Genomic DNA, 24139 nt, shown 5'->3' on the forward strand with positions numbered 1-24139 from the left:
TGATAATATGTATGTGAAAAGTTCGCCAAAAAATTATAATCTTATTGTAAAACGGTTTTTAAAACTTTTCAACATAAAATTATAATGATAATGCTTATCAATTAGAGTGTCAACTTATTTTTGAATTATTTCATAAGATTTTCAAAATACTTAAATGTTATTTCGTTTGATACAATAGAATATATAAAAGCATGTAGTGTGAATATGATAAGTTGAATGAATAGCAGTTAATGTGCAATCATATTGAAAAAAGAATGAAGTTAGACTGAGAGGTGGAAGCGGTAATGCAGCTACAATATACTTTATTATATTGTTTAAAACAATTGAATGGTGAAAGAACCGTTTCTTCAATTTATTATTTACTAAAAGGAAAGAGATCGTCGCAAACATTACAAGATGGGAATATGTTTCAAATTTCTTTTTTGTTTGGGATTTATAAGTCATTAAATAGAGCTGATTATGATCAAGAAGTTGCAAAGTTGTTACAAACGGATTTAGTTCAAGGTATACATGATAATACATATGTGTTAACGACTGCTGGTAACGTGCAATTAAACAAATGGGAAGGTGACTTTGCCTTTCCGACATATTTAAATGGTTTACACTATGGGGAAATAGGTGAAACGTTTTGGAAGAGATTATCATTGATCGTTCAAACCATTTCGAATTTACAACAGGCGAATACGAAATTTATTCCAATTCAACAGGATACAGAAATAATGATGTGGGTGAAACGTTTTCTCACTGGAATACCGTATATGAGAAGTGAATTGGCTAAAAGATTATGGAAGGAAATGCATACTCTTTTACAAAAAAATAATCCAGTAGAGGCGACAATCGTAATATATCGGTTAACTGGGTATAAACGTATTGGGTGTACTTTACAACAATTAGCGGAAATTACGAAACAAGATATATTTCGAGTGTATTTTTTATTTTGGGGTACAATTCATTTCCTTATTCAAGAAGTTCGCAATAAAGAAAACGAGTTTCCATTATTAGCTGAAATTATATCGTATCCAAATGAGAAAGCTGATTTATTTAGTTTATCAACGAAAAAAACATATAATCTTTGGAGACAAGGACGCTCTTTAGAAGAAATAGCAACAATTCGGAATTTGAAGGTTGCCACGATAGAAGACCATTTTGTAGAAATTGCTTTACGAGAAAAAGAATTTTCTATTGAAATGTTTATGGAAAAAGAAAAAATGGAAAAAGTAACAAAAGTAATTGAAGCATTACAAACACGTAAATTGCGTGTGTTGAAGCAAGCGGTTGGAGAGGAAATCTCTTATTTTGAAGTACGTCTTGTATTGGCACGGATGGAGGGTATAAATGAAGCTTGAGGAATATTTATATAAGTGGTTTGGATATTCTGAATTTCGTCCGGGGCAAAAAGGAGTTATTACGGACTTATTGGAAGGAAAAGATGTTGTAGCAATGCTTCCGACTGGAAGGGGAAAGTCAATGTGTTATCAACTTCCGGGGCTTCTGCAAGAGGGTACGGTGCTTGTTGTATCACCATTATTATCTTTAATGGAAGACCAAGTTACGCAATTAAAGTATGTCGTGAAAAATCGAGTTATTGCATTGAATAGTTTTCGGACGTTAATTGAAAAAAGAGAAGCAATGAAAAAGCTATCTTTTTATAAATTTGTTTTCGTATCACCAGAGATGTTGCAGTCGGAACTTCTAATAAGAGAATTGAAAAAAATTCATATTTCATTATTTGTCGTAGATGAAGCGCATTGTATTTCACAATGGGGCTATGATTTTCGGCCAGATTATAAAAAATTAGATAAAGTAATTGAGAGTATCGGATCTCCGACGGTACTAGCATTAACAGCAACTGCGACAAAGGATGTACTGCGAGATATAGCGGAAAGTTTAAATCTAAAAAATATTGCTGAGCATGTGTACTCAATTGATCGTCCAAATATTGCGATGGAAGTGCAATTTGTGGAAACAATAGAAGAAAAAAAAGAGGCGCTTTTTGAGCATGTAATGTATTTGCAAGGGCCTGGTATTGTTTATTGTTCAAGTAGGGCCTGGACAGAGCGTTTAACCGAGTATTTAAGAGGAAAAGGAATTACAGGTGTAGCTTTTTATCATGGTGGTATGGAACATGAAGAGCGTATGTTAATTCAACAGCAGTTTATGAATGACCAGTTGCAAATTGTAATATGTACAAGTGCTTTTGGGATGGGGGTAAATAAGGCGAATACAAGATATATTATTCATTTTCAATATCCGACAAATGTAGCTTCCTATTTACAAGAAATTGGAAGAGCGGGAAGAGATGGAGAATTGAGTATAGCCATTTTATTATGTAGTCCATTGGATCACGATTTGCCAATTTCAATCATTGAAGATGAATTACCAAGTAAATCGCAAATACAATTTTTATTTTCGTTACTACAAGAAAGAATGTTTCAAACGAAAGTATTACCATTAGAAGATGTAGAAGAAATTTGTTATAATGCAGCAAGATTTAATGAACAGTATTGGCGCTTTACACGTTATCATCTCGAACATCTTGGAATCATACAACAGCGAAATCTCATGCTAGAGAGCTTGTCAGATGAAATAATGCACAGATTAATAGCGGAAGTGGAAGTGAGAATACGTAATAAATATAGTGAGCTAGAAAATATGAAGTCATGGATACAAGTTCAAGGATGTAGACGTGAATATTTATTACAACAATTCGGTTATAGAAAAGAAAAAGAGATAGAAAACTGTTGTGATTACTGTGGTATTACAAAAACGGATTATAAAAAAAGACGAGCGCAACAGTTAGTTTTCGACTATAATTGGGAAACAGAGTTACAAAAGCTTTTCGGCCTAGGAAAGATGGAGGAATGATGAACATTCAAAGGCATAATGTTGAAGATATGAGTCCGAGAGAAATAAGACTGAATCTCTACATAACACAACTAATCATTATTGGTATCGGTTGTTTACTAGCATATATATTATTTCAAGATAAAAGAGAAGTTTATAGTTTATGGAAATGGGAACCGGTTTCTATACTTTTAATAGGTAGCTTGTTAGCGATTTGTATTGTGTTATTAGATTATGTTGCAATGCGAGTGTTTCCAGAATCTTGGTTTGATGATGGTGGCATTAACGATAGAATGTTTCAAGGGATTTCTGTCATGCATTTACTCGTTATCACGTTTATTATTGGTTTTGCGGAAGAGTTTTTATTTAGAGGTGTAGTGCAGACTCATTTCGGAATTGTAATAGCGAGTTTAATTTTTGCTGTGTTACATATTCGGTATATAACGAAGCCTTTTTTGTTTTGTTTCGTCTGCTTTATTAGTTTTGTTTTTGGTTATGTATTCGAGTGGACAGGAAATTTGTTTATAACAATCTTTGCACACTTTCTTGTTGATTTTATAATGGGGCTCCAATTAAGAAAATAAATGGAAGGTGGTGGTGAACAACATGAGAAAACGAATTCCTGATTTTGAAGAGGAGTTAGAAGTTGAGCAAGTGGAAGAAGATGAAAGTTTACCGCCGCGTAGTGAAATTCATAGAAATAAAGAGAACAAACCAAAGTTTAAAATGAATCACATTTTCGTCCGAGTGTTAACATTTTTGTTCATATTGTTACCTATTAGTATCCTATGGTATACGGATAAATATATACAGGTAAAAAGTGATAGTAATAATGCTGAGAAAAGTGCGTTTGAAGTAATTTTCTTTGATTCCGCTAAGACTGAATCAAAGAAGCAGTCTGAGAAAGTAGCAACTCATGTTGTGAAAGATGGAGAAACTTTAGAAAGTATAGCGAAGCAATATTTCTCAGATGAAGATGGGATAGAAATAATAAAAAAGTATAATGATTTACAAGAAGACGAAGTGAAGGTAGGACAAGAATTGAAAATTCCTATAAAAGATAAGTCCACGAAGTATGAGAGCTAGCTAAATGAGTGATATATAGCTCCACATAAAATTAAGGACTATACTTTACGAGGAGGGAGAGTAAAAAATATATGTCATGGATTATATTATTATGTACTCTCATATGCATTGGTTTTGTATGTCTTCTTGGAATGTATAAAGAAGCGATGCGTAATACAGTGTTGGAACATACTTTAGTATTCGAAGAATTTCCGGAAAGTTTTCAAAAAGTTAAAGTTTTTTTTATTTCGGATATTCATAGAAGGATCATTTCTAGCTCGCTAATTGAACGAGTGAAAGGAAAAGCAGATATCGTAATTATTGGCGGTGATTTAGCTGAAAAAGGAGTACCTTTATCGCGAATCTCTTTAAATATTCAAAAGTTAAGAGAAATAGCCCCTGTATATTTTGTATGGGGAAATAATGACTATGAAATTGAATATCACGAATTAGATGCTTTATTAATAGAAAATAATGTGAAGGTATTAGATAATACAAGAGTTGTATTTGAGTCTGAATTAGGAGAGAAAATTTGCTTACTCGGTATCGATGATGTTGGATTAGAACGAGATCGTTTAGATTTAGCGTTGTCTGATTGTAAAGAAGAAGGTTTTCGCATTTTAATTAGTCACAACCCAGATATAATAAAGAAAATGTCTGGTAATGAACAAATTTCGCTCGTATTAAGTGGACATACACATGGAGGCCAGATTCGGTTGCTTCCATCTGAAAAGTATTTAAAGGGTGGCGTATATAAGCATTCTAATACGACTCTCTTTGTTAGTAATGGGTATGGAACAACATTGTTCCCTCTTCGTTTTCGGGCACCTTCCCAAACACATATCATTACGTTATGCGGAGGGAAATAATGCCGAATTCAAATGGAAAATATAATATAAAAGCTGTCTCAAATATACTCGGAATTCAACCGAGTACACTTCGCGCATGGGAAAGACGCTATCATATTATTGCCCCAAAGAGAAATCGTGCGGGGCATCGTTTATATACAGAAGAGCATATTCATATTTTGAAATGGTTAATGAACAAAGTTTCTGAGGGGATGATGATTGGACAAGCAGTTCAGTTATTAGAAGGGAATCGGTTGCAGAACAACGTTCAAAAAGAAAAAATTACTGATACAGAAGTTGTTTTAGTGGACGATATACTACAAGCTTTGTTAGAATTTGATGAAATTACAATTTCTGCATTATTAAACGAGGTTTTTAGTATATATTCAACGGAAAAGGTTGTTGCAAGCATCATTCTTCAAGTGGCAAACAAGTTGTTAACTTTAAAAAGTAATAATGAGATTACAATGTCGCAATTCAAATATGTTGTATCATTCTTACAAACACGTTTAGGAATGATCTATCATAATGCGTCGGTGTATTCTTCCGTTAACAAAGTTTTCGTCTTAGAAAATAATATATTAAAAGGATTTATTTTCGCGACGTATTTACGACTAAAAGGATATCAAACAATGTATATGGGGACAAGTTTAGATGAAGAAGGTATTTTACTAGCTATTGAACAATTACAACCTAAATATTTGTTTATATCTTTTGATGATGAACGAGAACTTGAAGAGGCAGTAGAATTTATTGACTTGTTACAAGAAAAAAATGAAAACATCTCTGGTGGTTTTATAGGAAGAAAAGATATTGGAGATCAATTAAATCTTCAAAATATCCTAATTGGTAACACGAAAGAAGAATGGGATGGATGGTTAAAGATGTCGGAATAGTCGTTCGAAAAGAACCATCTATTTTCTATTTCATATAATAAAAATTAGATGCAATGGTTACGTAGGGAGGGTATGAGATGAGACTGGAACGTTTAAATTATAATAAGATTAAAATTTTCCTAACATTTGATGATTTATCTGAACGAGGATTAACGAAAGAAGATTTGTGGAGAAATGCACCGAAAGTACAGCAACTATTCCGTGATATGATGCAAGAAGCAAATACAGAATTAGGGTTTGAAGCGGATGGACCGATTGCTGTTGAAGTATTTTCTCTACAAGCTCAAGGTATGGTTGTAATTGTAACAAAAGAAAATCACGAAGTGGACACAGAAGATGAGTTCCGTGACGAGTTTATTGAAATGCAAGTGACTCTTGATGAAAGTGAACATATACTTTACGAGTTTGCTACATTAGATGATGTAATCAATTTGTCAAATCGCTTATATAACCTTGGTGTAACTGATGGGAAGTTGTATACGTGGGATGATCGTTTTTATCTTTGGATAGAAGAAGAAGAGCAATTTCAATTATTGAAGGCGGATTTTATAGCTATTTTAGCGGAGTACGGTAATCCGTCAACAGCAACAATTTACCGCGTAATGGAATATGGTAAAGAATTAATGGATTCTCAAGCAATTGAACAAATATACAATTACTTTGTGAAAAAACAAAACCTCAGCTAATGTAACGTAGCTTGAGGTTTTATTTTTATTCAGCTGAAAATCTAAAATCTATAAAACGAAGTGTAGGTAACAAGACTAGCCGATCTGTATGTTAAAATGTAATCAGTATTTCTTGATGAAATAATTGTTTTATCGAATGTATTTTGATGAAAATAAAAAATATTTAAATATTTAAGTATTTTACTTTTCTAAAAGCAATAAAAGGACTATAATAATAGTGAAAACGCTTGCAATACAAAATAGTTTGTATATATTTGTTAGCGTTTTCTATTGCATTCCAAATTTAACGGTGTATACTAGGCAATGAAGGTTTACTAAACAAGTGAAATTACAGGGGGTTTACTTACTATGGTAGCCGAAAAGGGAACTCAAACGAAAACACAACAACAAGGGGAACAACATTTTGAATTGTTAAATTCAACACAAATTGTAATTAATGAAGCATTAGAAAAATTGGGTTATCCAAACGAAGTATATGAATTATTGAAAGAACCAATTCGTATGATGACAGTGAAAATTCCAGTTCGTATGGATGACGGGACTGTTAAAATATTTACAGGATATCGTGCACAACATAATGATGCTGTTGGTCCAACGAAAGGTGGAATTCGCTTCCATCCAAACGTAACAGAAAATGAAGTGAAAGCACTTTCTATTTGGATGAGTTTAAAATGTGGTATTGTTGATTTACCATATGGTGGAGGTAAAGGTGGAATCATTTGTGACCCACGTGAGATGTCTTTCCGTGAATTAGAAAGATTAAGCCGCGGTTATGTACGAGCAATTAGCCAAATTGTTGGTCCGACAAAAGATATTCCGGCTCCAGATGTATTTACAAACTCACAAATTATGGCATGGATGATGGATGAGTATAGCCGTATCGATGAATTTAATTCACCAGGATTTATTACAGGTAAACCACTTGTATTAGGTGGATCACACGGACGTGAAACAGCGACTGCAAAAGGTGTAACAATTTGTATTCGTGAAGCTGCGAAAAAACGTGACATTGATATTAAAGGTGCACGCGTTGTTGTTCAAGGATTTGGTAATGCGGGTAGCTTCTTAGCTAAATTTATGCATGATGCAGGCGCGAAAGTAATTGCAATTTCAGATGCTTACGGTGCACTACATGATCCGAATGGATTAGATATTGACTACTTACTAGATCGTCGCGATAGCTTCGGTACTGTAACAAAACTATTTAATAATACAATTTCAAATACAGAACTGTTAGAACTTGATTGCGACATTTTAGTTCCTGCTGCAATTGAGAACCAAATTACAGGAGAAAATGCTGATAAGATTAAAGCGAAAATTGTGGTTGAAGCTGCAAATGGTCCAACTACATTAGAAGCAACAAAAATCTTAACAGATCGTGGTATCTTACTTGTTCCAGACGTATTAGCAAGTGCTGGTGGCGTTACGGTATCTTACTTTGAGTGGGTACAAAATAACCAAGGTTACTACTGGACTGAGGAAGAAGTAGAACAACGTTTAGAAAAAGTAATGGTAAAATCATTCGATTCAATTTATGAAACATCACAAGTTCGTAAAGTGAACATGCGCTTAGCTGCATACATGATTGGTGTTCGTAAAATGGCTGAGGCTAGTCGCTTCAGAGGTTGGGTATAATATATAATGTTTTGAGAAAACGTGATTTCCTTTCGAGGGAATCGCGTTTTTTTGTTGAAGTATTAAATGAGGTGTTGTATATGGGGAATGAAATAATGGAACGAGTAGACCAATTAGGTGTTAGAGGGTGAACTTGCAAGAGCTAAGAGAGCCCGAAAAACAAGTGTCGTTAGGGTGTTCGGCGAAGGATTATTGTTTTTAATATTTGGTGCAGTTGTAGTTGGAACAATTATCGCGTTTATATTCACAATTATTACTTGGTTTGGTGAAAAATAGAATAAAAAATAAAAAAGAACGCTTGTTCTACACGAACAAACGTGCTATACTTTCCTTAGATAAGCAAAACGGAAATGATTTTAAGGAGAGATAAATGATGAAAATGACAGTAGACCAAAGATTTATGATGCCAGCCGATGTTGTAGAACGAGTGGAAGTATTACGAAACAAACAAAGCAAGCGTGGCACATTATTACAATCGGTAAATAAATTTTTCGGTTTAGATACGAAAGAAGATTGTATTTGGTTTTACGGTTTTTATGGAGTGGCTGTAAGTATTGTATTATTTATGGTATTCACATCAAATATTTTCGATGTTCTCTTCGCATAAGAAATATGCCATAAGGACATTGCCACCGAATACATATATAAGGAAGTAAGGTAATTTTTTAGGGCGGGAGTTGGTAGTAATGGCGATGTTCCCTATAGAGCGTAACTATATTGGGTATGGAAATTCACGACCAGGAATTCCTCTTTCAAAAGTAAGATTTATTGTAAGTCATGACACGGGGAACCCTGGTAGCAATGCGATAGGAAATCGGGATTACTTTAATGAAATACAACCGAAAGCTTCAGCGCATACATTTATTGATGATAAAACAATATTAGAAATTGTCCCTATAAATGAAGTTGCGTACCATGTTCGATACAATGTGCCAACGGATAATGAGTTATTCGGTTATGATGCGAATAAGGCTGCAATTGGGGTTGAACTTTGCTATGGTGGCGACGTAAACTTTTGGGAGGCGTATACTCGTTTTACGTGGTATCACGCTTATTTATGTCAAAATTTCGGTTTAAATCCTAAAAAGGCTATTGTGTCACACAAAACGTTGGATCCTACTCGGAAAATCGATCCTGAGAATGTATTAGGGCAACAAGGAATTAAATTTCAGCAGTTTTTAGCAGATGTCTATCGGATGTATGTTTCGTTTAGATGACAAATATATGAAAAATGAATACAATAAAGATAGATGCCTACTGCTGTAAGTAGGTTTTTTCTTGTTTATATAAATAGAGCAGAGGTAGAAGACTAGGAGTGAACTAAGTATGCAAAAAGAAACAGTTATTATTATCGGAGGCGGTCCATGCGGATTAGCAGCGGCGATTTCGTTGCAAAAAGTGGGGTTAAATCCGTTAGTAATCGAAAAAGGAAACATTGTAAATGCAATTTATAATTATCCAACTCATCAAACATTTTTCTCCTCTAGTGAAAAATTAGAAATTGGTGAAGTTGCTTTTATTACAGAAAATCGTAAGCCATTTCGTAATCAGGCGCTTGCGTATTATCGTGAAGTAGTAAAGCGTAAATCTATACGTGTAAATGCATTTGAACGAGTGGAACAAGTTCAAAAAGATGGTGATGTTTTTAAAGTTGAAACGACGAAGCGTGACGGAAACAAAGAAATATATGTTGCGAAATACATTGTTGTCGCAACTGGATATTATGATAATCCGAATTATATGAATGTACCTGGTGAGAAACTTGAGAAAGTAGCTCATTATTTCAAAGAAGGACACCCTTATTTTGATCGAGATGTCGTTGTAATAGGTGGTAAAAATTCAAGTATAGATGCAGCGTTAGAGCTTGTTAAATCGGGTGTACGTGTAACAGTTCTATACCGTGGTGGGGAATACTCGCCAAGTATTAAGCCGTGGATTTTGCCGGAATTTGAGGCGTTAGTACGAAATGGGACAATTCAAATGCATTTCCATGCGCATGTAAAAGAAATTACTGAGCATACGTTGACGTATACAGTAGATGGTGAGGCAAATACAATTCAAAACGATTTTGTATTTGCTATGACGGGTTACCATCCAGACCACAGCTTCTTAACAAAAATGGGAGTTCGGATTGATGAAGAAACAGGGCGCCCGATTTATATAGAGGGTAGTATGGAAACAAACGCTGAAAATATTTTTATTGCAGGTGTAATTGCTGCGGGGAATAACGCAAATGAAATATTTATCGAGAACGGTAGATTCCATGGAGATGCGATTGCGCAAACCATTGCATCAAGAGAAGAATAAAAAGAAGCTGTCGAAATCTTCGACAGCTTCTTTTTTAATCGTGCATAAACATATGTTGGATTGTTTCGTGAGAGTTTGTGTTTTCTAGTGCGACTAGTAATTTAATTCGCGCCTTTTGAGCGTTTAAACCGTAGGTGAAAACAATGCCCATATCTTTTAATTGTTTTCCGCCACCTTCATAAGAGTATACGTCTTGAACGATACCGTTAAAGCAGCGTGAAACTAATACAATCGGAATGCCTTTTTCTATTAATCGCCCTAGACTAGGAAGTGTTCTTGGAGGTAAATTACCTTGTCCAAGTGCTTCAATAACAATTCCGTCTACTGGTAGTGTTTCGATTGCTGATAATAATGTATCATCCATACCTGCGTATGCTTTTAGAACGACAACGTTTTTAGAAATCTGTCGTACTGTGCATGTTTCGTGATGCACTAAAGCATGATGGAAAACAACACCACGTTTTGTTACCATGCCAATTGGTCCGTACTGTGGACTTTGGAAGGTCGCGACATTACTTGTGTGCGTTTTTGTTACATTTGTAGCACAATGTATTTCGTCATTTAATACGACTAGAACGCCTTTTTCAGCAGCTTCATTACTACTAGCAACTTTTACAGCTGATAAGAAATTATATAGACCATCGGCACCTAATTCATTACTAGAACGCATTGCCCCTGTCACAACGATTGGGATAGTTGCTTGAACTGTTAAATCAAGAAAATAAGCTGTCTCTTCTAATGTATCGGTACCATGCGTGATGACTACGCCGTGAATATCGTCTTGTTTTACTCTTTCGTCAATGATGACTTGCAATTGTAGCATTTCGCTAGGAGTCATGTGAGGAGATGGAAGATGGAACACATCTTCGACAATTAAATCAACATCGCCTTCTAAATCAGGAATAAATTTTAAAAGAGGATTCTTTTTACCTGGTTGTACGACCCCAGTTTCTTTATCTTCCTCCATTGCAATTGTTCCACCTGTGTGTAAAACTAGGATTCTTTTCAATGCTTATACCCCTTTCAAGTTGAAAAATACATTTAGAACATAACATGTTTTGAGTAAATTCGACAATGAAAATGTATAAAAGTATGCTTAGAAAATGACAATAAAATAAATTACTTTAAGTGTGCTCCGGTAAGTGGTTATTAGGTTAGGTTTTGTTTATGGAAATTTATGAGAGTAGATGTGTAAGTGTAGAGAGGGAAGGAGTGAGTTTTTTGAAAAAAGTGGAGAAAATTATAATTCGTATATTACTGATTCAATTTATTTTTCTTTCTGTCGTCCAACTGCTTTTTATACATAAATCTTCAGTGAAATATTTATCGAAAATTGTTTATTACGAAGGTGTCGTCACGAAAAATAAGGCGGAAATCTTACAGGTGAATAAGTAGTTTTCATTTTCTTCTATGATGGATTATGCTACAATTATTGAGGATTTAATGACGTGAGGCAAATGAGAAGAAGCAGGGGGAGAATACCTGCTTTTCGTTTTGTTTTATAAGTGAAAAATGAGGTGTTACAATGGATAAACGAATTTCGATTGCTATAGATGGTCCAGCGGCTGCTGGGAAAAGTACAGTTGCAAAAGTTGTTGCAAAAAAACTTTCATATGTTTACATTGATACAGGCGCAATGTACCGTACTATTACATATGCAGCCCTTGAACAAAAAGTGGATATTGAAAATGAAGAAAAGTTAATGGAAGTCGTAAAAAATGTAAATATTGAATTTCAGCAAGGGGAAAATACACAACTTGTATTTTTAAATGGACAAGATGTTTCTGAGGTGATTCGTACGCCAGATGTGACGAATCGCGTATCTATTGTAGCAAAGCATCGTCTTGTTCGTGAAGAAATGGTACGTCGTCAACAAGGATTAGCTAAAAAAGGCGGCGTAGTAATGGATGGCCGTGATATTGGTACACATGTACTACCAGATGCTGAAGTGAAAATCTTTATGCTTGCTTCTGTAGAAGAAAGAGCGGAAAGAAGACATTTAGAAAATATGAATAAAGGTTTCGATTCTAATTTAGAGCAGTTAAAAGAAGAAATTGCTAGGCGTGATAAATTAGATTCAGAACGCGAAGTTTCTCCTTTGAAAAAAGCTGATGATGCATTGGAATTAGATACAACTTCTTTATCAATTGAAGAAGTTGTCCAAAAAATTATGGGTATTGTTTCAGGAGTATTTGCGAAATAAAGAAAGAGGACTATCCTCTTTCTTTTTTTTTTGAAATGTAAAGGATAAGTTAATTATAAGTCTCTTTTCTTGACAAATGGGCTAATTTGTAAGAAGTTAGTTACAGAGGAAAAAAACTGTCAGAATATATTCGCTATTATATTTCAAATCATACTTTCTTCAAGATGATTTTGCTGTATACTATTTATATAGATTTAATATAGCTTCTTGTGAACTGTATTGAAACAGAATATGTGATGATAAATTCTTAAACATGCAAATGAAAACATTTGTTTTCATTTCGTATATACATACAAATGCTTTGTCAATTCTGTAGGGAGGTATTTCCATGGTAGAGAAAATGAATGAAGAAGTTATGAATTCAAAAGAATTACAAGTTGGTGACGTTGTTACAGGTTCTGTAACGAAAGTTGAAGAGAAACAAGTTCTTGTAAATGTTGGATACAAAACAGATGGCGTAATTCCGATTAGTGAATTAGCTAACGTTCATATTGAAAAAGCAAGCGATGTTGTAGAATTAGATCAAACACTTGAATTGAAAATTATTAAATTAGAAGATGATGATCTTGTTTTATCTAAGAGAGCTGTTGACGCAGAAAAAGCGTGGGTAGAATTACAAGAAAAATTTAATTCTGGTCATGTATTTGATGTTACTGTAAAAGATATCGTGAATGGTGGGTTAGTTGTGGACCTTGGTGTTCGTGGATTTATCCCAGCTTCACTTGTAGAGGTACATTATGTAGAAGACTTTGCTGACTATAAAGGAAAAACATTAGCGGTGAAAATTGTTGAATTAGACCGTGAAAAAAATCGTGTTATTCTTTCACATAAAGCGGTAGTAGAACTAGAACTAGATTCTAAGAAAAAAGAAGCAATCTCTTCGTTAAAAGAAGGGGATATTGTTGAAGGAACAGTACAACGATTAACGGATTTTGGTGCTTTCGTTAACGTTGGTGGTGTGGACGGTTTAGTTCACATTTCACAAATTTCACACGAACGTGTAGAGCAACCTTCTGAGGTATTAGAGCAAGGTCAAAAGGTAAAGGTAAAAGTGTTATCTGTTGATGCTGATACGCAACGTATTTCTTTATCAATTAAAGCAGCTCAGCCAGGACCTTGGGAAAATGTTGCTGGTGAAATAAAAGCTGGAGATATTCGTGAGGGAGTAGTAAAACGCCTTGTTACATTCGGTGCGTTTGTTGAAATTTTACCTGGTGTTGAAGGGCTTGTACATGTATCTCAAATTGCAAATCGTCATGTGAAAAATCCAAATGAAGTATTGGAAATGGGACAAGAAGTAAAAGTGAAAGTACTTGAAGTCCATGTAGCAGAAAAACGTATTTCTTTAAGCATAAAAGAAACGCTTGAAGAAAATAATGTAACAGAAGATTATAGCCAATATGAGCCAAATGCTGATTCGGCTACTTTCCAGTTAAGTGATATTATTGGTGAACAACTGAAAAAATTAAAGAAATAAAGAGGGGTACAAGTGGTAAGGGCAAAACGTAAATTAGATCATATTGAATATGCTCTTTCTACTGGTCAGTCTCGTACGCATGGCTTTCATGATATTGATTTTGTGCATCAAAGCTTGCCAAATTCAAGTTATGACACTATAACATGTGAAACAAAAATCGGCGAACTTTCACTAAGTTCGCCGATTTTTATCAATGCGATGACTGGTGGTGGAGGAGAGCAAACATTACATATTAATGAGCAATTAGCATATGTAGCGAAACATCATAACCTTGCTATGGCTGTAGGCTCGCAAATGGCAGCTTTAAAAGATGAAAGTGAATCGGCTTCGTATAAAGTTGTTAGGAAAGTAAATCCGAATGGGATTTTTTTCGCAAACTTAGGAAGTGAGGCAACTGTCGAACAGGCAGAGCGTGCCGTTGATATGATTGAAGCGAATGCACTGCAAATTCATTTAAATGTCATACAGGAGTTAACGATGCCAGAAGGAGACCGTGATTTTACTGGTGTACTTCAGCGGATTGAGAAAATAGTTTTAAAAAGTAAAGTACCTGTCATCGTAAAAGAAGTCGGTTTTGGAATGAGTAAGGAAACAGTACAACAGTTAGCGAATATAGGTATAACAGCAATTGATATTGGCGGACAAGGTGGTACGAATTTTGCTGCTGTTGAAAATGAAAGAAGACAGCGAATGCTTTCTTATTTTAATAACTGGGGCATACAAACAGCTACCTCGATTATTGAAGCAACCTCTACAAATAATAACCTCTCTTTTATTGCATCTGGGGGTATACAAACAGCACTTGACGTGGCGAAGGCAATCGCATTAGGGGCGAATACAACTGCGTTTGCTGGATACTTTTTACGTATTTTAATGCAAGATGGTGTTGAGAATTTAGTGGATGAAATTGATCTTTTACATACAGATTTAAAATTTATTATGACAGCTCTTGGCGTGAAGACGATAGAAGAGTTACAATCTGTACCTCTTGTTGTAAAAGGTGAAACGTACCATTGGTTAGCGCAGCGAGGGATTGAAACTGCACATTATAGTAGGCGATAAAAAATCAACCATCCGGTTGATTTTTTTGCGTTTTATTTTCGTAAAATGAAGAGGGAGGGCGAGAAATTATCATTCTATATAATTCTATAAATGGAAAAAAGAGAGAATTTATATTAAAATAAAAGTATATATAAATATCGTGCAGGAAAGCTAAAATTGAAAAAAGGGTTATAAAAATGAAGAAATGTAGAAAATGTGCTGCTGAATTATTGGAGGAATCTTACTTTTGCCATGTTTGTGGAGAGAAACATGGCAAAAGTAAGAAAGTATTCCTCTCTATATAGCTGGTTAGCGATAAAACAAGATAAGAGATTGCTATTTAAGAGTCAAAAGAAACAAGAAAAAATTTACGATAATTTAGGGGATGAGGGTGTTAATAAAAAAGGAGATAATGTATTTTCAAATAGTAAAAATACAATAGGACGCATTACATATAATAGTGAAGATGTTAACATCCATGCACGAAATATAAGAGAAGATACAGCGGTTTCTGGATATAATAAAAAGGTTGAAATTTCATTAACTTCAAATGTAAGAGAAGGAGATTCTAGTTCAACAACAGCACAATTAGCAATTTAAACGGCGAATATTGCAATCGCAGCCGGGAATAAATTGTATAGGAATCCAATGGTGAATGCAGGAAGTGGAATAGAAGCACTAATTTGGCCAAGACAATTAGGAGAAGACAAAAATCCATCGGAAGATTCGTATGCAATTTATTATTTTAATATATCAAATGAAGTGAGTTTAAGTAATGCTGAAGTAGTATTACTTTCTGATCAAGGAAATACCATTGTGAGTAGGGAAATTAAAGGAGAAAAAGAAGATATTGTAGGTGTGAAAAAAGAGGTTGAGCGAAAGTCAAATGAGATAGGAGAGACGGATTATGTACGTGTAGAGGTAAAGAGTAAAGATCCTTCTCTACATACGTATTATGTTATTACATATTCTAAAAAACCAGCAGGTGTAGTTACGATTGATGCCTCGTTGAGTGATAGGGTTTATAATGCGAAAACAAAAGAATTATATTACGAGTAGAAATAAATAAAATAATTGTGTAAAAAGACGGTTTCGTACAATATCGAAACCGTCTTTTTGTATTGCCTATTTGAGGGCAGCTCGATTGGTGTGGGCTAATAATCAGTGGGGATGGATACCCCCACTGAAGTTTCACTTTATTTAATGCTGATTTTGCTTTCGAGCTTGCTCCGGTGTATCAAGACTTGTTGCACCGGGATATTGAAGCGATCGGTCGCGATCAGATTCAACGCGGCGTGATTCTCTTAGCTTTCGTTCTTGGCGATCTTTACCCATTGTGAGTTACACCTCCTTATTAAAAGTTTTGCTGTTATGAGAAAAACTATGCACAAAGAAAAGGAGGATTAACTTTCATAAAAAGTTCCCATAATGGAAATCATAGGAGGTGAAATGATGGATGGGAGTACTTTTTATTTTGTTGCTTGGATAGGGTGGATTGTCGTGACCTTTTTTATGAAAAAGGAATCTATTCGTTGGAAGATAAGTGCTTGTATATTAATTTTTATTATTTGTTCTCCGTTAAATGTGACGATTGCTTCTTTCACGATATCGGTAAATGCCCTTTTGCTTTGTATTATTTCTTTTGTAGGTATCGCGTTATATTCTATTTGGAAAAAATTATATACCTTACTTTCGGCACTTATTATTGCAATGTTATATACAAGCTTTCATTTGTTAGAAGTATATGATCCAATTTGGATTGTGGTTGATAGGTTGTTGCTGTTAAGTGGTGCACTTGTGTATGCATCGGTTTTATTGCACGGGGATCGCATATTACGATTATGCTCCTTGTATATAGGGATGTTACAAGGAGAATTATTGGTGACGCTTATTTTTCGTAAATTACATTTTCCTTATGAATACGGCAGTTTAGCTTTTTTAGATGTTGCTGCTGTTTCTACTTTATTTATGGCGATTTTACTTTGGATTACAAAGGCATCGGTATATATGGAACAATTTAAGAGGAAAACACGTAAAAGAAAGGCGAGGGTAATACATGACTGAATATACACCAGCTATTTTATGTGGCGTAATTGCAGGTACAATAACTAGGTTGTTAATGCTTCGTACCGATACGAGGCAATATCCGACGAGGCTTCACGGGAAAATTATTCATATCGCGATGGGATTAATTGCGGCTGCCTTAGGAGCAATTGCGATTCCGTCTGTTTTGAAAAAAGATTTCTCTGCAATTACATTTCTTACGTTAGCAGCGACGCAATTTCGTGATGTGCGCAATATGGAAAGAAATACGCTTCAACAATTAGATGGATATGAGCTCGTACCACGTGGTAATACATATATTGAAGGAATTGCATTAGTATTTGAAAGTCGTAACTACTTGGCGATGTTAACGTCGTTTGTAACAACGTTTGCGTATATAGGATTCGATTCATGGATTGCTGGGGTAATTACTGGTGTAGTAAGTTTTTTCATTGCGAAAAAATTAATGTCAGGTAAAAGACTTCATGACCTTGTAGAAATAGAGCACGTTCCACTTCGTTTTGAAGGAGCGGGACTTTATATTGATAATATTTACATTATGAATATTGGATTGCCAGCAAGGCAAGAAGAAATTATGAAATATGGAATGGGATTTATTTTAAAACCGAAATCGATAGATGCGATGGTTACAATCTCAAACTTAGGACAACGGCAAGCTATTTTACATGATGTTTCGGTTGCTTTAGGAATATATAGAGATTCTGGAACGCCGGCACTTGTACCGTTAGCGAAGCGTGATTTAGAGGATGGGAGAGTTGGGATTTTTGTTCTGCCGCAAGATCAAGATGCAGAAAAAGCGATAGGGGTAATCGGAAATGTACCAACATTAGAGAGTGCTGTTCATATGTCATCAGAAGCTCCGAAAGGAAGGGGAGATAAGAGATGATGTTAGAAAGTGTTATTCTCGCAGTCATTACAACAACGCCAGAGAAATTTGCAGGTGGTGCTCCTTTATTTATTTGCGAGTCGACAGAGGAACTGGAATTTGTTGCAAATAATTTAGAGGCTATTTTAGATGGTATTGCACATCGCTTACAAGATAATGTATATATTATTGTGAAACATTAGTAACGTGTGGTATAATGTGAGGTGTTTTGATACGTTGAGAAATATTCTGGAATGCAAATCCCTTCTTGCACAAAGAAGGGTTTTTTACATAATAAACAGAAGCAAGTTGAAAGGATGAAAGTATATGCCGAAACCAGTAATAGCAATAGTAGGCCGCCCGAACGTGGGGAAATCTACTATTTTCAATAGAATTGTTGGAGAAAGAGTTTCAATCGTAGAAGATATACCAGGTATAACGCGAGACCGTATTTATAGTGCGGGAGAATGGTTAAATCATGAGTTTAACATCATTGATACAGGTGGAATTGATATTGGAGACGAGCCGTTCTTGACACAAATTCGTCAACAGGCGGAAGTAGCGATTGATGAAGCAGATGTTATCATTTTTATGACGAATGGTCGCGATGGTGTAACTGCAGCAGATGAAGAAGTTGCTAAAATTTTATACCGTTCTAAAAAACCAATTGTACTTGCAGTAAATAAGGTTGATAATCCGGACATGCGTAGTGATATTTATGATTTTTATGCATTAGGATTTGGCGAGCCATTCCCGATTTCAGGTACACACGGTTTAGGACTTGGTGATTTGTTAGATGAAGCTGCAAATCATTTTCCAAAGATTGAAGAAGAAGCGTATGACGATGAAACAATCCGTTTCTCTTTAATTGGACGTCCAAATGTAGGGAAATCATCACTTGTAAATGCACTTCTTGGTCAAGAACGTGTAATTGTAAGTAATATAGCGGGAACGACACGTGATGCTGTTGATACACCATATAGTAAAGATGATCAAGATTATGTAATCATCGATACAGCTGGTATGCGTAAAAAAGGGAAAGTATACGAAAGTACAGAAAAATATAGTGTACTTCGTGCACTTAGAGCGATTGAACGTTCTGACGTTGTTTTAGTCGTTTTAGACGGAGAAGAAGGAATTATTGAACAGGATAAAAAAATCGCTGGATATGCTCATGATTCAGGACGTGCTGTTATTATCGTCGTAAACAAATGGGATGCAGTGAAAAAAGATGAAAAAACAATGAAAGCATTTGAAGAAAACATTCGCGCTCATTTCCAATTTTTAGAGTATGCGCCGATTGTATTCTTATCTGCGAAAACGAAAAAACGTACACAAACATTATTACCAGTTATTAATGAAGTAAATGAAAGCCATAGCATCCGCGTACAAACGAATGTATTAAATGATGTAATTATGGATGCGGTAGCGATGAATCCAACGCCGACTCATAATGGTAGCCGTCTGAAAATATTCTATGCGACACAGGTTGCGGTAAAACCACCAACATTTGTTATATTTGTAAACGATACAGAATTAATGCACTTTTCATATGAGCGCTTCTTAAAGAACCGTTTACGTGAAGCGTTCGGTTTTGTAGGAACGCCGATTCACATTATCGCTAGAGCAAGAGACTAATGGAGAGGATGTGATTTTATGACAAAAATCACAGTAATAGGAGCAGGTAGCTGGGGAACAGCGTTAGCGATGGTATTAGCTGACAATGGGCATGATGTACGTATTTGGGGAAACCGTCCTGAACTCATGAATGAAATTAATACGAAGCGTGAGAACAGTAGATATCTTCCAGGGATTACATTGCCAAGCACAATCGTAGCCTACTCTTCTTTAGAAGAAGCATTAGTAGATGTAAATACAGTACTGCTAGTAGTACCGACGAAAGCGTACAGAGACGTATTGCAAGAGATGAAAGAAATTGTTACAGAGCCAATTACTTGGATTCATGCAAGTAAAGGAATCGAACCAGGTACGTCAAAACGTATTTCGGAAGTGATTGAGGAAGAAATTCCAGAGAGCTTGATTAAGGATGTTGTTGTACTATCTGGGCCGAGTCACGCTGAAGAAGTTGGATTGCGTCAAGCGACAACTGTTACGTCTGCAGCAAAGCGTATGGAAGCGGCTGAGGGAGTACAAGATTTGTTTATGAATAGCTATTTCCGTGTATATACAAACCCAGATATCGTTGGAGTTGAACTTGGTGGTGCTTTAAAAAATATTATTGCACTAGCTGCGGGGATATCTGACGGGCTTGGATTAGGTGATAATGCGAAAGCGGCATTAATGACACGTGGTTTAACAGAGATTGCTCGTTTAGGAAGAAAAATGGGCGGAAATCCGTTAACGTTTGCTGGTCTAACTGGTATGGGAGACTTAATTGTAACTTGTACAAGTGTGCATAGCCGAAATTGGCGCGCTGGAAATATGCTTGGAAAAGGGCACTCTTTAGAAGAAGTGCTAGAAAGTATGGGTATGGTTGTAGAAGGTGTAAGAACAACGAAAGCTGCTCATGAATTGGCAGAGAAAATGGAAGTTGAAATGCCGATTACAGCTGCTTTATATGACGTGCTGTTCAATGAGAATAATGTGAAAGATGCAGTAGGCTCATTGATGGGACGTGTTCGAAAACATGAAGTTGAAGCGATACCTGATTTGTTATAAAGAAAGCGGTAGAAGTACATTTCGTACTTCTACCGTTTTTTATTTTTTATGGGTCTTTTCACCAATTTTTCATCTCTGCATAGGATGAAGAGTAACTTGAGGAGAGGGTGAAAAGAATGGATAACAACATTTTTAATAACATTGAAAAAGAAGCGAAAGTGAACAAAGAAGATATTTTTAAATTAGCGTCGTCTGTTCAAAATGCGAACTTACGTGATGAGACAGTGCTTCGCCAATTGATTCATCAAGTTGCTCTAATGGCAGGACGCGAAGTGCCGAAAGAGCAAGAGGATCAAATTGTAAAAGCGATTATTAACAATAATATGCCGGCGGATTTTGGTTCGTTAAGTAAAATGTTTAAAAAATAAATTATGAGAAACAAAGAGTTTAGAGAATGCATATGATAGTTATGAAAGAATGGGAATAGAGCTGTTAAGGGCATATTTGGTCAACCGAAGCGCATCATTTCGTGCTTCGGTTTTATTATTTTAAATAAAAATCATCAATTCACGGAAAAATGATGATTTTTATTTGTTTAAAGATTTTAATTTGTTAAAATAGTATAAAAATAGATTGAAAGTAAAGGGGTGTATATATGTCGGAAGGGCTTATGAAAATGTGGTTTGCTTTAGGGGCAATTGGATTTATGTTTCTTGCAGTAAGTTTTATTTTATTGAGTAGGCATAAAATGAAGAATAAATTTTTGAAAGGGATTACAGCTTTAGTAGCGTACACCCTCATGATTGTATCGGGAATTGTTATCTTCCTTGTTGTATTTAGTGGCCCTATTGAGCAATAAAGGATGTGTAGTCGGTAAATGTTACAAAAGCAACAGTCCATACTAGCATGAAAAGGTGATTGTCAGTGAAAAAAATCTATATTATTTTAATATTTTGTTGCATGAGCATTTTAACAGGGTGTATGTATCCAAGAGAAAATATGAAACAAAGTGCTATTCCTTATGAAGACCAGTTGCAAGTTGTACAAAAAGCCATTAATACATATAAGGAGCAAACGGATGGTTTATTACCAATTAAGACGCGTGATATGAGTACGCCGATTTATCAGAAGTATCCAATTGATTTTCAAAAAATTGCTCCAAGGTACATACAAGAGGCACCAGGGAATGCGTATGAAAGTGGTGGAGTATATCAATATGTATTAATAGATGTTGAAAAAAATCCGACAGTAAAGTTAATTGATGTGAGAATGGCGGAACAAATTCAAGAAGTGGCATTGAAGCTAAGGATGTATCGTGATGAACATCAATATCCACCTTTTAAAAAAGTGATCACAGATGGTGTTTATGAATTAGACTTCAAAAAACTAGGATATAAAGATGTACCACAAGTGACAAGTCCGTACTCAGGAAAGGGTCTCCCTCTTGTAATTAATGAAAAAGGAGAATTGTTTGTTGATTATAGAATCGACTTATATGAAGCGTTGAAAAAAAATGAAGGACAATTTAAAGAAGGTGAAGATATCCGGAGTATACTATCGAAGGATTCCCCGTTTGTTCCTGCATACTCTTTGCCGTATACAGTAAAAAATGGAGAACCAATTTTTTTAAAATCATAAGTCATGAACCTTTCTTTTAGTGAATAAGTTCTAGAAGAAAGGTTTTTTATGTTATACAACTTGTGATGCAAACAAAAGGTATTTTTAAATAGTCATATGAAATTGGACAAAATTATATGATATATTGTCCGAACTTCTAGAATACCATTATATTATATCAGATATTATAGGCAACGTTAGAGAAGGTATTAGTTGACTATAAACGTGGAATTATTCCCAAAAATATTGAGGGAGGGAATCACTTGGAAAAGGTAGATATTTTTAAAGATATTGCGGAACGCACAGGCGGTGATATTTATTTTGGAGTTGTAGGAGCTGTTCGAACAGGGAAATCAACATTTATTAAAAAGTTTATGGAACTTGTTGTTATTCCCAATATTGAAAATGAGTCAGACCGTCAAAGAGCGCAGGATGAACTGCCTCAAAGTGCTGCTGGTCGTACAATAATGACGACGGAACCGAAGTTTGTTCCAAACCAAGCGGTTTCTATCGAAGTAGATGAAGGTCTTGAAGTGAATATTCGATTAGTAGATTGTGTTGGATATACGGTTCCAGGAGCAAAAGGCTATGAAGATGAGAATGGTCCGCGCATGATTAATACTCCTTGGTATGAAGAGCCTATTCCATTCCATGAAGCTGCAGAAATAGGAACACGTAAAGTAATTCAAGAGCATTCAACAATTGGTGTCGTTATTACAACAGATGGAACAATTGGTGAAATTCCAAGAAGAGATTATATAGAGGCAGAAGAACGCGTTGTAAATGAGTTAAAAGAAGTAGGAAAGCCTTTCATTATGATTATCAATACTGTACAGCCATACCATCCAGATACGGAGCAGCTACGTCAAAGTTTATCAGAAGAATATGATATCCCAGTAATTGCGATGAGTGTAGAGAGTTTAAGAGAAACAGATGTGTATAACGTACTGCGAGAAGCGTTATTCGAGTTCCCGGTTTTAGAAGTGAATGTAAACCTTCCGAGCTGGGTAATGGTGCTAAATGAAGGGCATTGGTTACGCCAAAGTTATCAGGAAGCGGTTCAAGAGACTGTAAAGGATATAAAACGTCTTCGTGATGTGGACCGTGTCGTTTGGCAGTTTAGTCAATATGAATTTATTGATCGAGCAAGTCTAGCTGGCATCGATATGGGGCAAGGTGTGGCAGAGATTGATTTATATGCGCCAGATGAATTGTATGATCAAATTTTAAAAGAAGTAGTAGGAGTAGAGATTCGAGGGAAAGATCATTTATTAAAGCTTATGCTCGATTTATCTCATGCGAAAACAGAGTATGACCAAGTGGCGGATGCCCTGCGGATGGTAAAACAAACCGGATATGGAGTAGCAGCGCCTGCATTAGCTGATATGAGCTTAGATGAACCGGAAATTATTCGTCACGGCTCAAGGTTCGGTGTTAAATTAAAAGCGGTTGCGCCGTCTATTCATATGATTAAAGTGGATGTAGAATCAACATTTGAACCAATTATCGGTACTGAAAAACAAAGTGAAGAACTAGTTCGTTACTTGATGCAAGATTTTGAAGATGACCCGCTATCAATTTGGAATTCTGATATATTTGGGCGCTCTCTTAGCTCTATTGTTAGAGAAGGAATTCAAGCGAAGTTATCTCTAATGCCAGAAAACGCTCGTTATAAATTAAAAGAAACGCTAGAAAGAATTATTAACGAAGGATCTGGCGGATTAATTGCGATTATATTATAAGAAAAAAATCCCTCTAATTGCAGAGGGATTTTTTTCTTTTTCAGTATGTAATAGAAAAATAAACAGTCATTATCTAATATTTTGTTGCAAATTGTCAAGTTTCATCAGAATTTCACATTTTTAGAGTAACAATTTCCTTAAAAATATTGAATTATAAAGGAGAATCGTATAATATAGGCGTTGATAATGATTTATCTACATCTTTGTAGTATAGAATTTGTAAAAATTGC

General features: G+C 35.3%; 28 protein-coding genes and 1 pseudogene. 27 read left to right on the plus strand and 2 right to left on the minus strand.

Annotated features, from left to right (window positions below; translation table 11 throughout):
* Window positions 1-284 precede the first annotated feature (284 nt).
* From ABH959_RS00470 to ABH959_RS00525, 12 genes and pseudogenes are all read left to right on the plus strand, one after another.
* A complete protein-coding gene (locus ABH959_RS00470) occupies window positions 285-1346 on the plus strand; it encodes a YpbB family protein (RefSeq protein WP_002086645.1) in 1062 nt (353 codons plus the stop codon).
* On the plus strand, window positions 1336-2865 hold the full coding sequence (locus ABH959_RS00475) for a RecQ family ATP-dependent DNA helicase (protein WP_219301818.1): 1530 nt from the start codon (window positions 1336-1338) through the stop codon (window positions 2863-2865). Before ABH959_RS00470 ends, ABH959_RS00475 begins: the two co-directional genes overlap by 11 nt.
* On the plus strand, window positions 2865-3428 hold the full coding sequence (locus ABH959_RS00480; RefSeq protein WP_002064506.1) for a CPBP family intramembrane glutamic endopeptidase: 564 nt from the start codon (window positions 2865-2867) through the stop codon (window positions 3426-3428). The genes ABH959_RS00475 and ABH959_RS00480 overlap by 1 nt, the downstream gene beginning before the upstream one ends.
* A gap of 22 nt (window positions 3429-3450) precedes the next feature.
* Entirely contained in the window at window positions 3451-3930 is a 480-nt protein-coding gene (locus tag ABH959_RS00485) for a LysM peptidoglycan-binding domain-containing protein (RefSeq protein ID WP_002030746.1), read from the plus strand.
* A gap of 71 nt (window positions 3931-4001) precedes the next feature.
* Window positions 4002-4778: a metallophosphoesterase gene (locus ABH959_RS00490; protein WP_404492159.1), complete on the plus strand. Its 777-nt coding sequence runs from the start codon at window positions 4002-4004 to the stop codon at window positions 4776-4778.
* The gene (locus tag ABH959_RS00495; RefSeq protein ID WP_113937041.1) at window positions 4778-5653 is read left to right on the plus strand and encodes a MerR family transcriptional regulator; all 876 of its coding nucleotides are present in this window, start codon (window positions 4778-4780) and stop codon (window positions 5651-5653) included. Before ABH959_RS00490 ends, ABH959_RS00495 begins: the two co-directional genes overlap by 1 nt.
* A gap of 77 nt (window positions 5654-5730) precedes the next feature.
* Window positions 5731-6339 (plus strand): genetic competence negative regulator, encoded by a 609-nt coding sequence (locus ABH959_RS00500; protein ID WP_002011786.1) that lies wholly within the window; start codon window positions 5731-5733, stop codon window positions 6337-6339.
* A gap of 348 nt (window positions 6340-6687) precedes the next feature.
* Window positions 6688-7974, plus strand: a complete 1287-nt coding sequence (gene gudB, locus ABH959_RS00505; protein WP_113937042.1) for an NAD-specific glutamate dehydrogenase — start codon at window positions 6688-6690, stop codon at window positions 7972-7974.
* Window positions 7975-8054: 80 nt separating this feature from the next.
* Window positions 8055-8250: pseudogene (locus ABH959_RS00510) on the plus strand (hypothetical protein).
* A 94-nt stretch (window positions 8251-8344) separates the two neighbouring features.
* Window positions 8345-8581, plus strand: a complete 237-nt coding sequence (locus ABH959_RS00515) for a DUF3961 domain-containing protein (RefSeq protein ID WP_002011789.1) — start codon at window positions 8345-8347, stop codon at window positions 8579-8581.
* Between the two features lie 79 nt (window positions 8582-8660).
* Window positions 8661-9191: a peptidoglycan recognition protein family protein gene (locus tag ABH959_RS00520; RefSeq protein ID WP_002011791.1), complete on the plus strand. Its 531-nt coding sequence runs from the start codon at window positions 8661-8663 to the stop codon at window positions 9189-9191.
* Between the two features lie 109 nt (window positions 9192-9300).
* On the plus strand, window positions 9301-10281 hold the full coding sequence (locus ABH959_RS00525; RefSeq protein WP_113937043.1) for a YpdA family putative bacillithiol disulfide reductase: 981 nt from the start codon (window positions 9301-9303) through the stop codon (window positions 10279-10281).
* Between the two features lie 34 nt (window positions 10282-10315).
* Here the strand turns inward: ABH959_RS00525 and ansA are convergent, their stop codons facing one another.
* Window positions 10316-11290 carry an asparaginase gene (ansA, locus tag ABH959_RS00530; RefSeq protein WP_002030754.1) on the minus strand — a complete coding sequence of 325 codons (975 nt, stop codon included), beginning with the start codon at window positions 11288-11290 and terminating at the stop codon, window positions 10316-10318.
* Between the two features lie 212 nt (window positions 11291-11502).
* Here ansA and ABH959_RS00535 point away from each other — a divergent pair, with 212 nt between their 5' ends.
* The 6 genes from ABH959_RS00535 to ABH959_RS00560 all read left to right on the plus strand — a co-directional run bounded on the left by ABH959_RS00535 (window position 11503) and on the right by ABH959_RS00560 (window position 16061).
* Window positions 11503-11676, plus strand: coding sequence for a DUF5359 family protein (locus ABH959_RS00535; RefSeq protein ID WP_002135263.1), 174 nt, complete (start codon window positions 11503-11505; stop codon window positions 11674-11676).
* Between the two features lie 130 nt (window positions 11677-11806).
* A complete protein-coding gene (gene cmk / locus ABH959_RS00540) occupies window positions 11807-12484 on the plus strand; it encodes a (d)CMP kinase (RefSeq protein WP_002086629.1) in 678 nt (225 codons plus the stop codon).
* Window positions 12485-12812: 328 nt separating this feature from the next.
* Window positions 12813-13961 carry a 30S ribosomal protein S1 gene (rpsA, locus tag ABH959_RS00545; RefSeq protein WP_002030757.1) on the plus strand — a complete coding sequence of 383 codons (1149 nt, stop codon included), beginning with the start codon at window positions 12813-12815 and terminating at the stop codon, window positions 13959-13961.
* A gap of 12 nt (window positions 13962-13973) precedes the next feature.
* Window positions 13974-15023 (plus strand): type 2 isopentenyl-diphosphate Delta-isomerase, encoded by a 1050-nt coding sequence (gene fni / locus ABH959_RS00550; protein WP_113937045.1) that lies wholly within the window; start codon window positions 13974-13976, stop codon window positions 15021-15023.
* A 249-nt stretch (window positions 15024-15272) separates the two neighbouring features.
* The gene (locus tag ABH959_RS00555; RefSeq protein ID WP_113937046.1) at window positions 15273-15602 is read left to right on the plus strand and encodes a hypothetical protein; all 330 of its coding nucleotides are present in this window, start codon (window positions 15273-15275) and stop codon (window positions 15600-15602) included.
* A gap of 48 nt (window positions 15603-15650) precedes the next feature.
* Entirely contained in the window at window positions 15651-16061 is a 411-nt protein-coding gene (locus ABH959_RS00560; RefSeq protein ID WP_113937047.1) for a hypothetical protein, read from the plus strand.
* Between the two features lie 141 nt (window positions 16062-16202).
* Here ABH959_RS00560 and ABH959_RS00565 read toward each other — a convergent pair whose 3' ends face one another.
* The gene (locus ABH959_RS00565) at window positions 16203-16337 is read right to left on the minus strand and encodes a YpzI family protein (RefSeq protein ID WP_113937048.1); all 135 of its coding nucleotides are present in this window, start codon (window positions 16335-16337) and stop codon (window positions 16203-16205) included.
* A gap of 117 nt (window positions 16338-16454) precedes the next feature.
* On the opposite strand from ABH959_RS00565, the gene ABH959_RS00570 reads away from it, so the two are divergent.
* The 9 genes from ABH959_RS00570 to spoIVA all read left to right on the plus strand — a co-directional run bounded on the left by ABH959_RS00570 (window position 16455) and on the right by spoIVA (window position 23909).
* On the plus strand, window positions 16455-17066 hold the full coding sequence (locus ABH959_RS00570; protein ID WP_002086626.1) for a YphA family membrane protein: 612 nt from the start codon (window positions 16455-16457) through the stop codon (window positions 17064-17066).
* A complete protein-coding gene (locus ABH959_RS00575; protein ID WP_113937049.1) occupies window positions 17059-17952 on the plus strand; it encodes a YIEGIA family protein in 894 nt (297 codons plus the stop codon). Before ABH959_RS00570 ends, ABH959_RS00575 begins: the two co-directional genes overlap by 8 nt.
* Window positions 17949-18134 carry a capping complex subunit for YIEGIA gene (locus ABH959_RS00580; RefSeq protein WP_002086624.1) on the plus strand — a complete coding sequence of 62 codons (186 nt, stop codon included), beginning with the start codon at window positions 17949-17951 and terminating at the stop codon, window positions 18132-18134. Before ABH959_RS00575 ends, ABH959_RS00580 begins: the two co-directional genes overlap by 4 nt.
* Before the next feature lie 124 nt (window positions 18135-18258).
* On the plus strand, window positions 18259-19569 hold the full coding sequence (der, locus tag ABH959_RS00585; protein WP_002011811.1) for a ribosome biogenesis GTPase Der: 1311 nt from the start codon (window positions 18259-18261) through the stop codon (window positions 19567-19569).
* 18 nt (window positions 19570-19587) lie between these two features.
* Entirely contained in the window at window positions 19588-20610 is a 1023-nt protein-coding gene (locus ABH959_RS00590) for an NAD(P)H-dependent glycerol-3-phosphate dehydrogenase (RefSeq protein ID WP_113937050.1), read from the plus strand.
* A 116-nt stretch (window positions 20611-20726) separates the two neighbouring features.
* Entirely contained in the window at window positions 20727-20978 is a 252-nt protein-coding gene (locus ABH959_RS00595; protein WP_000369753.1) for a stage VI sporulation protein F, read from the plus strand.
* A 227-nt stretch (window positions 20979-21205) separates the two neighbouring features.
* Window positions 21206-21409: a DUF2768 domain-containing protein gene (locus ABH959_RS00600; RefSeq protein ID WP_002011815.1), complete on the plus strand. Its 204-nt coding sequence runs from the start codon at window positions 21206-21208 to the stop codon at window positions 21407-21409.
* Between the two features lie 65 nt (window positions 21410-21474).
* Window positions 21475-22188 carry a hypothetical protein gene (locus ABH959_RS00605; protein ID WP_113937051.1) on the plus strand — a complete coding sequence of 238 codons (714 nt, stop codon included), beginning with the start codon at window positions 21475-21477 and terminating at the stop codon, window positions 22186-22188.
* Window positions 22189-22430: 242 nt separating this feature from the next.
* Window positions 22431-23909, plus strand: coding sequence for a stage IV sporulation protein A (gene spoIVA / locus ABH959_RS00610; RefSeq protein ID WP_000416521.1), 1479 nt, complete (start codon window positions 22431-22433; stop codon window positions 23907-23909).
* Window positions 23910-24139: the final 230 nt, after the last annotated feature.

The sequence above is a fragment of the Bacillus sp. RC51 genome (genome assembly GCF_044908115.1).
GTDB lineage: Bacteria > Bacillota > Bacilli > Bacillales > Bacillaceae_G > Bacillus_A > Bacillus_A mycoides.